The sequence below is a fragment of the Roseomonas sp. E05 genome (assembly GCF_030063475.1).
Taxonomy (GTDB): Bacteria; Pseudomonadota; Alphaproteobacteria; order Acetobacterales; family Acetobacteraceae; genus Pseudoroseomonas.
Genome location: NZ_JASIRT010000002.1, coordinates 379,505 through 390,035 on the forward strand (window position 1 = coordinate 379,505; position 10,531 = coordinate 390,035).

The following is a 10,531-nucleotide window of genomic DNA, read 5'->3' on the forward strand; positions in this document are numbered from 1 at the left end:
CTCCGGTTTGCGGGGGCGGCGGGGGCGGTGCAAGCCCATGCGGGGAAATCGCAGGCGGCGGCTTTATCGCGCGGCGGCTCTGGCGCATGATCCCATCCCCTGTTCGCCTCGCTTCGCATAAGGACATGCCGCCCCATGGCGCTCCGCTGTGACCTCATCATCCGTGATGCCACCATCTTCGACGGCACCGGCGCGCCGCGCCAGGTGGGGGATGTCGGCGTCAGCGGCGACCGCATTCTAGGCGTCGGCGATCTTGGCGGCGCCAGCGCCGACCGCGAGGTGATCGGCACCGGCAAGGCGCTCGCCCCCGGCTTCATCGACGCCCACACGCATGACGACCGCGCCGTGCTCTGCGGCCCGCAATGCACGCTCTGCAAGATCAGCCAGGGCGTGACGACGGTTGTGGTCGGCAATTGCGGCATCAGCCTCTCGCCGATGCGGCACACCGCGAAGCGCCCGCCGGCGCCGCTCGACCTGCTGGGCGACGAGGCCTGGTGGACCTATGACAGCTTCGGCGACTACGCCCATGCCCTGAAGACCAAGGGCAGCGAGGTGAACACCTACGCGCTGATCGGCCACCAGACGCTGCGCGTGGAGGCCATGCAGGGCGACGTCTATCGCCCGGCGAAGGATGTCGAGATCGCCCGCATGCAGGCGCGGCTGAAGCAGGCGCTGGCCGAGGGCGGCTCCGGCTTCTCCACCGGCCTCTACTACCCGCCGAATGCCCAGGCGCCGACCGAGGAGGTGATCGCGGTAGGCGAGGCGCTGCGCGGCTCGGCCGGCATCTACGTCACCCACATGCGCGACGAGGCGGACAAGGTCTGCGCCTCGATCGAGGAGACGCTGAAGATCGGCCGCCGCATCGGCGTGCCGGTCCACATCAGCCACCACAAGTGCTCGATGCCGGAGAACTACGGCCGCTCGGTGCAGACCCTGGCGCTGATCCAGGCCGCCGCCTCGATGCAGGAGGTGGCCTTCGACGTCTACCCCTATCCCGCCGGCTCCACCGTGCTGATGCCGGAGAAGGTGCGGGACGACAGCCGCGTCATCATCACCTGGTCGGTGCCCTATCCGGAGATGGCGGGCAAGGACCTCTCCGAGATCGCGCGCGGCTGGAACACCGATCTGCGCGCCGCCGCCGAGCGTCTCACGCCCGCCGGCGCCGTCACCTTCCAGATGGACGAGGAGGATGTGCGCCGCATCATGCGCCACCCGCTCTCCATGATCGGCTCGGACGGGCTGCCGCATGACGAGAAGCCGCATCCGCGCCTCTGGGGCACCTTCCCGCGCGTGCTCGGCCTCTACACCCGCCAGCTCGGCCTGTTCGACATGGAGACGGCCATCCACAAGATGACCGGCCGCGCGGCAGGCGTCTTCGGCATGGTGGACCGCGGCGTGATCCGCGAGGGCGCCTATGCCGACCTGGTGCTGTTCGACCCCAACACGGTGATGGACAACGCCACCTTCGAGGACCCGATCCAGATGAGCGTCGGCATCGAACAGGTCTGGGCCAATGGCGTGCTGACCTTCGCCGGGGGCAAGGAGACGGGCGAGAAGCCGGGCAGGCTGGTGACGCGCGGCCGCTGAGGCGCCCGCCGGGGGCGGGGGCACGGGGCCGCCGCCGCCATACCGCCGGGCTGAAGCTGCCTTGCAACCCCTCGCCACTTGGCGGAAAGTCAGTGGGTTGCAACTGCGGAATGGTCGCCCGTGCAGGTTCCCGGCGTCAGGAGGACGGTCTCCCGCATCCTCATCTCCGTCTTCCTTGTCGGGCTGCTGGCGGGGCTCGGCGGCTTCTATTTTCTGCTGCAGGAACGCGCGCTGCGGCAGGCTGCCGCCGAGGCGCGCATCCTGCTGAGCTCGGCGCTCGCCATCCGCGGCTACACCGCCAAGAACATCTTCCCCAAGCTCTCCCGCCTGCCCGCGGACGAGTTCCACGAGGAGACGGTGCCTTCCTTCGGGGCGCAGACCGTCTTCCGCATGGTGGCCAGCGACTACGGCGCCTACACCTACCGCGAGCCGGCGCTGAACCCGACCTCCCGCGCCGATCTGGCGACGCCCTTCGAGGTCGAGCTGATCCAGCGCTTCCGCGCCGATCCCGCGCTGCACGAGCTGAGCGGCGTGCGCCCCACCGAGACAGACCGGCTCTTCTACCTGGCCAGGCCGATCCGGGTGACGCAGGAAGGCTGCCTGACCTGCCACAGCACGCCGGACCGCGCCCCACCGGCCATGCTGGCCAAATACGGAAGCGCCAACGGCTTCGGCTGGCAGATGAACGAGGTGGTCGGCGCCCAGGTGCTGACCGTGCCGGTCACCGAGGGGCTGAAGGGCTCGCTGGAACTGGTGGGCATGCTGGGCCTCGGCCTCGCCGTGATCTTCGGCGTCGCTTATGTGGCGCTGGTCCTGGCGCTGGATACCATGGTGATCCGGCCGCTCGGCGCACTCTCGCGCGCGGCTGAGGCGGCCAGCCAGAGCCATGACACGCGGCTGCGCCTGCCGCGCGCCGGCGCCAGCGAGATCCGCAGCCTGTCCGAGGCGATCGAGCGGCTGCGCACCTCGCTCGGCAAGGCGCTCGGCCAGCTCGGGCGCGGCGAGCGGCCGGCGCCGCCGCGGCGGGAGGGCGGCGCATGAGCGGCAGCGCGGGGGGTGCGCGGCGCGGCCCCGGCACGCTCTGGTCGCTGCTCGGACTGGGGCTGCTGGCGGCTGCGCTGTGGCTGCTTTACTGGGTCAGCGAGGACAGCCTGCTGCTCGGCGGCGGCCCGGTGCATGGCGGCGTGCGGGTCGCGGCCACGCTGCTGACGGCGCTGCTGGTGGTGCTCTCCGGCGGGCGGGCGGTGCTCGGCTTCGGGCTCTCGGCCGGGCTGGGTGTGGAGCCGACCGGCCTGCAGCGGGCCATCGCCTATGGGCTGCTGACCTTCATCGCCTCGGCGGTGGTGCTGGCCTCCTTCGGCTTCGACATCAGTGCCGTGCTCACCACTTCGGCCATCCTGACCGCCGCCGTCGGGCTGGCGTTGCAGCCGACCCTGGGCAGCCTGATCTCCGGCGTGGCGCTGCATATGGATCGGGTGCTGCATGTCGGCGACGCCATCATGCTGGACGGGCAGCGGGTGGAGATCATCCGGCTGGACTGGCGCACCGCCGTGGGGCGGCGGAAGGACGGCATGCTGGTCGTGGTGCCGAATGCGCGCATCAGCAACGAGATGCTGATGATCAACACGGCCGGCGAGCCCTCCCGGCGCGACACCTTCTTCCCGGCCCCTGCCGCCGTGCCGCCGCAACGTGTCACCGACCTCGTCACCGCCCTGCTGGTGGACTTTCCGCAGATCGACGTCTCCCACCCCGTGATGGTGATGGTCTCGGCCTATGAGCCGGAGCACGCCGTCACCCGCTATCTGGCGCGCTACTGGGTGCGCAATGTCTGGGACATGCCGGAGGTGGAAAGCGAGGTGCTGCGCCGCGTCTGGTACGCCTTCCAGCGGGAGGGCATCCCCTGGCCGGTGTCCCGGCTCTATGCGGAGGAGCAGCGCGCGGTCGGCATGGCCGCGCTGCTGCCCGGCGGGCAGCGGCTGGCGGAGATGGTCGCGGCGCTGCTGCCCGGTCTCGGCCACCCTGAGGCCGCGCGACGGCTGGCGGGGGAGGGCGAGCTGCTGCTCTACGCGCCGGACGAGCGCCTGGTCCTGCCGGCCCGCTGCGCCGGGCATGCGCTGCTGGTCGTCGCGGGCTGGGCGCAGGAGGAGCTGGCGGGCAGCGGCGTGCTGGCCGATGCCGCGCCGCCGCCGCTGCTGCGCATCCAGCGGCTGGGCCGCGCGGCCGCCCTGCGGCAGGTGGCTGACACGTTGGCCCGCCATATCGGCCCCTATGCCGAGCACGCGGTGCGCCGCGCGGCGGCCGAGGCGCCGGGACTGGACGAACTCTGCCGCGTCCTGGCGCGCGAGATCGAGGACCCGCACCGCCGCGCGCGCTTCCTGGCCGAGCTGGAGCAGCCGGAGGAGCCGGAGCTCGGGCCAGGATGCGTGATGGGCACGCAGCAGGATGCGACCGCGCGCTGGGTCTCCGACCCGCCGGCGCGGGCGGCCGAGGAGGTGGCTCTGCTCGCCGTCAGGCCCGAGCTGGCGGTCCTGCTGCGCGACCGCCCCTTCCCGCGCGCCGCGGCAGCCGCGGACTGAGCCGCGGCGCCGGAATCCTGGCGGGAGGCTGCCATGTGGCGAGGGCGCGCATCGGGCGTAGCCCTCGGCGCCCTGCTGTTGCTATCCTGCCAAGCCAAAACTCTTGTCGAGGAAACTAGGTGTCATGACGGTGCGCGGGTGGCAGCCCGGTAGCTGGCGGGAAATGCCGATCCGGCAGGTGCCGGACTATCCGGACCAGGCCAGGCTCAAGGCGATGGAATCCCGGCTCGCGAGCTTTCCCCCGCTGGTGTTTGCCGGCGAAGCGCGGCGGCTGCAGCAGAACCTTGCGCGCGCCGGGCAGGGGCAGGCTTTCGTGCTCCAGGGCGGCGACTGCGCCGAGAGCTTCGCCGATTTCCGCGCCAATCCGATCCGCGACACCTTCCGCGTGCTGCTGCAGATGGCTGTCGTGCTGACCTTCGGCGGCTCGCTGCCGGTGGTGAAGCTCGGCCGCATGGCCGGCCAGTTCGCCAAGCCGCGCTCCTCGGACACCGAGACGCAGGAGGGCGTGACGCTGCCCTCCTATCGTGGCGACATCATCAACGGTCCCGAGTTCACCGCCGAGGCGCGCATTCCCGACCCCGGCCGGATGGAATTCGCCTACATGCAGTCGGCCGGCACGCTGAACCTGCTGCGCGCCTTCGCCACCGGCGGCTATGCCGACCTGCACGAGGTGCACCGCTGGAACCTCGGCTTCGTCGCCCGCTCGCCGCTGGCCGACCGCTACCGCGACCTGGCGGCACGGATCGACGAGACGCTGCGCTTCATGGCGGCCTGCGGCATGTCCGAGGCGCCGCAGGTGCGCGAGACCGACTTCTACACCAGTCACGAGGCGCTGCTGCTGCCCTATGAGCAGGCGCTGACCCGCGTGGATTCCACCACCGGCGACTGGTACGCCTGTTCGGCGCACTTCCTCTGGATCGGCGACCGCACGCGGCAGCCGGAGGGCGCGCATGTCGAGTTCCTGCGCGGGGTGAAGAACCCGATCGGGCTGAAGGTCGGCCCGAGCAGCGACCCGGACGAGCTGGTCCGCCTCACCGAGATCCTGAATCCCGGCAACGTCCCGGGCCGGCTGACGCTGATCAGCCGCATGGGCGCGCAGAAGGTGATGGAGAAGCTGCCGCCGCTGCTGCGCGCGGTGAAGCGGGCCGGGCGCGAGGTGGTCTGGATCTGCGACCCGATGCACGGCAACACCCACACCGCCGGCGGCTACAAGACCCGCTCCTTCGACGCCATCCTGGCCGAGCTGCGCGGCTTCTTCGACTGCCACGAGGCCGAGGGCACCTGGGCCGGCGGCGTGCATGTCGAGATGACGGGCTCCGAGGTGACGGAGTGCGTCGGCGGCGCCCACCGCCTGACCGAGGCCGACCTCTCCGCCAACTACGCCACCTTCTGCGACCCCCGGCTGAACGCCGAGCAGGCGCTGGAGCTGGCCTTCCTGGTGGCCGAGGAGCTGAAGGCCCGCCGGCCGGACGGTGTCTCCGTGCCCCTGGTGGCGGCACAATGAGCCAGGCGGAATGCGGTGCCGGCGTGGATGACGCCGGCATCGCGCGGCTGACCGATGCCTATTTCAACCGCACCCGCGAGATCGTCAGCCGTTACGGGGACGCGCAGGTCACCTACGCGGTGTTCATGCGCCGGCCCGTGGTCTCGGCGCCACGGCTGGTCATCGAGTGGCTGGAACGGGTGGCTGCCGAGCGCGGCACGCGCTTCGGGATCGAGCTGATGCACCGCGAGGGCGAGTGGATCGGCGCCGGTGACCCGATCCTCTATCTCACCGGCTCGATGCAGCAGCTTGTCAACCTGGAGACGATCTATCTCCAGAAGCTCGGGCCGGCCTGCGTTGCGGCGCACAACGCCTACCAGATGTGCGTGGAGCTGCCGGAGGCCGCCTTCCTTGCCATGGAGGCCCGGCACTGCGCCGGCGCCGAGATGGAGGAGATGATGGCCTATGCCGCCTCGGTCGGCAGCGCCGCTGCCAAGCGGGAGGGAGCGAAGGGCTTCGTCGGCAACGCCACCGATGCCACGGCGCACTGGTTCGGCAACCGCTACGGCTTCGGCACCATGCCGCATGCCCTGATCGGCTATGCCCGCAGCACCGTCCGCGCCGCCGAGATGTTCCACGAGACCTATCCGGACGAGCCGCTGACCGTCCTGGTGGACTATTTCGGCCGCGAGGTCACCGACAGCCTCGCCGTCTGCCAGCGCTTCCCGGAGCTGGCGGCGGAGGGGCGGCTCTCGGTGCGGCTGGACACGCATGGCGGCCGCTTCCTGGAGGGGCTGGACCCGGCGGCCTCCTATGCCGCGCTGGAGCGGCACGCGCCGGGCGCCATCCGCCGCTACCGCTCCGAGACGGAGCTGCGTCACCTGGTTGGCACCGGCGTCTCCGCCGCCGCCATCTGGCGGATGCGCGAGGCGCTGGACGAGGCCGGCTTCCCGAAGGTGCGGATCATCGCCTCCTCCGGCTTCGGCGTCTCCAAGTGCCGGGTCATGCGCGAGGCCCGCGCGCCGATCGACGTGGTCGGCACCGGCAGCTTCATCCCGGACAGCTGGAGCGAGACCTACGCCACCGCCGACATCGTCGCTTATGACGGCGTGGCGCGGGTGAAGGTCGGCCGCGAGTTCCTGCTGCACAAGAACGGTGCCCGCAAGAAGGTCAGCGCTGCCTGAGGCATCGGGCCGGGGCCGCCGTTGCCCCGGCCGGTCGCCGCTCAGGCCGCCAGCGCGGGGCGGGAGGGCCGCAGCACCGCTTCCGCCTCGGCCAGCAGGCGCGCCTTCACCTCCGCCACGAAGGGGTTGTCCTCCGTGATGGTGCGGAACAGCGCCTCGGAATCCTGTGACACCATGGCCACCGCCCGCATCAGCTGATCGAAGCTGCTGGTGGTATGGGGCAGGGCCGGCACCTCCAGCGCCGAGACAATCCGCCCGAGCAGATGCGTCAGCCCCTGCACCCAGGCCATCTGCCGGTCATGCTCCTCCGGCGACATCCGCACCACCTCCAGTCCGAGGCGCCGCAGCATCCGCGCCGCCAGCCGCGCCCGCGCGCTCGGGCGTGCTCCGGTTGGCGGGCAGAGCGCCAGCCGCAGGCCGGCGATGCCGTCGCGCCCGCTCTGCGGGCCGAAGAGCGGATGGGTGCCGAGAAGCTCCACATGGGCCGGCAGGGCGCCGCGCAGCACCGCCAGCGGGTGCATCTTCAGCGAACAGACCTCCACCACCAGCGCGCCGGGCCGCAGGTGCGGCGCGATGGCCTGCGCCACCTCGGCCAGCCGCGCGACCGGCACGGCCAGCACCACCACGGGCTGGCTGGCGGCCTCGGCGAGCGTCGCGTCGCAGGGCAGCGCCGGGTCGTGGCCATGGACGGTGAAGAGCCGCTCCAGATGCGGCCGGCAGAAGCCGCCGAAGGCACCCAGGCCGATCAGGCCCAGCGAAGGTCGGGAAGAGGGGGACATGGGCATCCTCAGGCTTGGCTGCCGCCGGGAGAAGGCCTGTCCACACATGGAAATGCCGCCCGGGGGCGGCATGGGGTCATTCAGGCATGGACGACCGCGCCGCTCGTTATGCCGAGCGACGGTAATAGGAGCGCAGGAAGGGCGCGGCCGGGATCATGCCCGCATTAACCGCGCCGCCGCCCGCCGCGTCAAGCCTGCGTCGCATACCGCCAGGGCGCGAACTCCGCGGCGCTGCTTTCCCCGATACGGGAGAGCAGCAGTGGCCAGGCGCGCAGCCCTTCCTCCAGCGAGGAGAGGCGGAAGAACTCGTTGGGCGCGTGCACGTCCTCATCCGGCATGGCGAAGCCGAACATCAGCGTGTCGATGCCCAGCATCTCCCGGAAGATGCCGGTGATCGGCAGGGTGCCGCCGATGCGGGCGCGCACGGGGTCGCGGCCCTGGATCTCGCGCACCACCGCCTCGGCGGCGATCAGCAGCGGATGCCCCTCGGGCAGGGTGGAGGCGGGCGCATTGCCGCCCGGCGGCGAGAAGGCCAGCTCCACGCCCTCCGGGCAGTGGCGCCGCAGGTGCTCGACGATGCGCTCCCGCGCGCGGTCCGGGTCCTGGCCGGGCACCAGGCGCGCGGTGATCTTGGCCTGCGCCTCCGCGGGGATGACGGTCTTGCTGCCGGCCCCGGTATAGCCGCCCCAGAGGCCGTTCACGTCGATGGTCGGGCGCAGGGTGATGCGCTCGCGGACGGTATAGGCCGGGTCGCCATGCGGCAGGGCGCCGGTATTGGCGTAGAAGGCGGCTTCGTCGCCGGCGAGCGCCGCGGCGTCGGCGCGGTCGCGCGCGGTGAGCGGCGCGGCGTCGCTGTCGAAATCCGCGACCTGGATGCGCCCCTGCGCGTCATGCAGCGTGGTGACGAGGCGCGCCAGCTCGTGCAGGGCGTTGCGCACGGCGCCGCCGTAACGGCCGGAATGCATGTCCTTCCGCGCGCTGCGCAGCGTCACCTCCAGCTTGCACAACCCGCGCGCCCCGGTGTTCAGCGTGGGAAGCGAGGTGCTGGCGCGGCCTCCGTCGGCGGAGAGCATGGCGTCCGCCCGCAGCAGCTCGCGGTGCGTCTCGATGATGCGGCGGATGCTCGGGCTGCCGGTCTCCTCCTCGCCCTCCAGGAAGAGCTTGACGTTGACCGGGCATTTGCCCTCCGCCGCGAGGAAGGCGCCGATGGTCTCCACGGCGATCAGCGTCGAGCCCTTCACGTCCGAGGCGCCGCGGGCATAGAGGCGGCCGTCGCGGATGGCGGGCTCGAAGGGCGGCGACACCCAGCGGTCCAGCGGGTCGGGCGGCTGCACGTCGTAATGGCCATAGATGACGATGGTGGGCTGGCCGGGCGCGCCGAGCCATTCGCCATAGACCGCCGGCTGGCCGCCGCCATCGAGCAGCTGCACCTTCTGCAGCCCGAGTTCGCGCAGCCGCGCCGTCAGGAAGTCCCGCGTCGCCGCCATGCCCTCGGCATAGGCGGGATCGGTGCTGACGCTCGGCAGGCGCAGCAGCGCCATCAATCTCTCCAGCACCTCGTCCTGGCGGGCGAGAAGGTGATCGGCGACGGCAACGCTCATGCTGCGGGACTCCCGGTGTAAGGCCCCGAGTGTGGAACGGCCGCGCGCTGCCATCCAGCCCAGGCGGCGCCCCTTCCGGTTTGACACCCTTCGGTCGGCGCGGGCTTGACGCGGGCCGCCGCCATGCGAGGCTCCGCGCTATGCGCATTCACGTTCAGAACCCGGCCGACGAGGTCCTCTTTCCCATCACGCCCGAGCAGTGGGCCAATGCCGTGGCGCGGGCGCCCGACATGGCCGGTCTGCGCGTCAGCTTCGCCAGCGACGACGCCGGATATGCCGAGGCGATCCGCGAGGCGGAGGTGCTGGTCACCTGGACCCGCGTCGTGCACGAGCGCTTCCCCAAGGGGGCGCTGCCCGGCGCCGCGCCGAAGCTGCGGATGATCTTCTGCACCTCGGCCGGCCTGGACCGCCTGGCGCCCTTCGACTGGCTGCCGGATGATGTGCTGCTGTTGAACAACCGCGGCACGCATGCGGCCAAGGCCGGCGAATACGGCATCATGGCGCTGCTGATGCTGGCCAACAACATTCCCTTCTTCGCCGAGCGGCAGCGCGAGGGGCAGTGGCAGCCGCGCTTCGCCTCGGTGCTGGCGGGGCGGACGGTTTGCGTCGTCGGGCTGGGCTCGCTCGGTGGCGCGGTGGCGGAACGCGCGAAGCAGTTCGGCATGCGCGTCATCGGCGTGCGCAACAGCGCCAGGCCGCATGACGCCTGCGAGCGCGTGGTGGCGCAGGATGCGATCGACAGCGTGCTGCCGGAAGCCGAGTTCCTCGTGCTCGCCTGCCCACTGACGCCGCAGACGCAGGGCCTGCTCGACCGCCGCCGGATGGAGCTGCTGCCGCGCGGCGCCAGGCTGGTCAATATCGGCCGTGGCGCGCTGTGGGATCAGGAGGCGCTGTGCGACCTTCTGGACGCCGGCCATCTGAACGGCGCGGTGACCGATGTGGCGGTGCCTGAGCCGCTGCCGCCCGAGCACCGGGCCTGGCGGACGCCGGGCCTCTTCATCACGCCGCATATGTCCTCGGACGATCCTGGCACCTATAACGACCGCAGCCTCGACATCCTGTTCGAGAACCTCCGCGCGCTGCGTGCCGGGCGGCCTTGCCCGAACCGCGTCGAGCCCGCCCGCGGCTACTAGAGCAGCAGATCCCGTTCCGAAGGCATCATCGGAACGGGTGAAGATGCTCGTCAAAACAAAATGCTCTAAGCGGTGGTGACGATTTCAGCGGAGTAGGATGGCGATTGAGGCGAGCAGAACGAAGCCGCGGAAGTTGGCGAGGAGCTTGTCGTAGCGGGTTGCGACGCGACGGAACTGCTTGAGGTTGT

General features: G+C 71.3%; 8 protein-coding genes and 1 pseudogene. 6 read left to right on the forward strand and 3 right to left on the reverse strand.

The window, feature by feature from the left end; genetic code table 11:
• Positions 1-135 precede the first annotated feature (135 nt).
• The 5 genes from QMO56_RS04205 (at position 136) to QMO56_RS04225 (ending at position 6,830) form a co-directional block, all read left to right on the forward strand.
• The gene (locus tag QMO56_RS04205; protein ID WP_283523777.1) at positions 136-1,587 is read left to right on the forward strand and encodes an amidohydrolase family protein; all 1,452 of its coding nucleotides are present in this window, start codon (positions 136-138) and stop codon (positions 1,585-1,587) included.
• Positions 1,588-1,707: 120 nt separating this feature from the next.
• A complete protein-coding gene (locus tag QMO56_RS04210) occupies positions 1,708-2,628 on the forward strand; it encodes a DUF3365 domain-containing protein (RefSeq protein ID WP_283523778.1) in 921 nt (306 codons plus the stop codon).
• Positions 2,625-4,163: a mechanosensitive ion channel family protein gene (locus tag QMO56_RS04215; protein ID WP_283523779.1), complete on the forward strand. Its 1,539-nt coding sequence runs from the start codon at positions 2,625-2,627 to the stop codon at positions 4,161-4,163. The genes QMO56_RS04210 and QMO56_RS04215 overlap by 4 nt, the downstream gene beginning before the upstream one ends.
• Positions 4,164-4,287: 124 nt before the next feature.
• On the forward strand, positions 4,288-5,667 hold the full coding sequence (locus tag QMO56_RS04220) for a class II 3-deoxy-7-phosphoheptulonate synthase (protein WP_283523780.1): 1,380 nt from the start codon (positions 4,288-4,290) through the stop codon (positions 5,665-5,667).
• Entirely contained in the window at positions 5,664-6,830 is a 1,167-nt protein-coding gene (locus QMO56_RS04225) for a nicotinate phosphoribosyltransferase (RefSeq protein ID WP_283523781.1), read from the forward strand. The genes QMO56_RS04220 and QMO56_RS04225 overlap by 4 nt, the downstream gene beginning before the upstream one ends.
• A 41-nt stretch (positions 6,831-6,871) precedes the next feature.
• On the opposite strand, the gene QMO56_RS04230 is transcribed toward QMO56_RS04225, so the two are convergent.
• Together QMO56_RS04230 and QMO56_RS04235 are read right to left on the reverse strand one after the other, a co-directional pair.
• The gene (locus QMO56_RS04230) at positions 6,872-7,609 is read right to left on the reverse strand and encodes a prephenate dehydrogenase/arogenate dehydrogenase family protein (protein WP_283523782.1); all 738 of its coding nucleotides are present in this window, start codon (positions 7,607-7,609) and stop codon (positions 6,872-6,874) included.
• A 188-nt stretch (positions 7,610-7,797) separates the two neighbouring features.
• Positions 7,798-9,210, reverse strand: a complete 1,413-nt coding sequence (locus QMO56_RS04235; protein ID WP_283523783.1) for a dipeptidase — start codon at positions 9,208-9,210, stop codon at positions 7,798-7,800.
• 140 nt (positions 9,211-9,350) lie between these two features.
• On the opposite strand from QMO56_RS04235, the gene QMO56_RS04240 reads away from it, so the two are divergent.
• A complete protein-coding gene (locus QMO56_RS04240; protein WP_283523784.1) occupies positions 9,351-10,343 on the forward strand; it encodes a D-2-hydroxyacid dehydrogenase in 993 nt (330 codons plus the stop codon).
• Between the two features lie 84 nt (positions 10,344-10,427).
• Here QMO56_RS04240 and QMO56_RS04245 read toward each other — a convergent pair.
• A pseudogene (locus QMO56_RS04245) lies at positions 10,428-10,531 on the reverse strand (IS5/IS1182 family transposase); the annotation flags it as partial.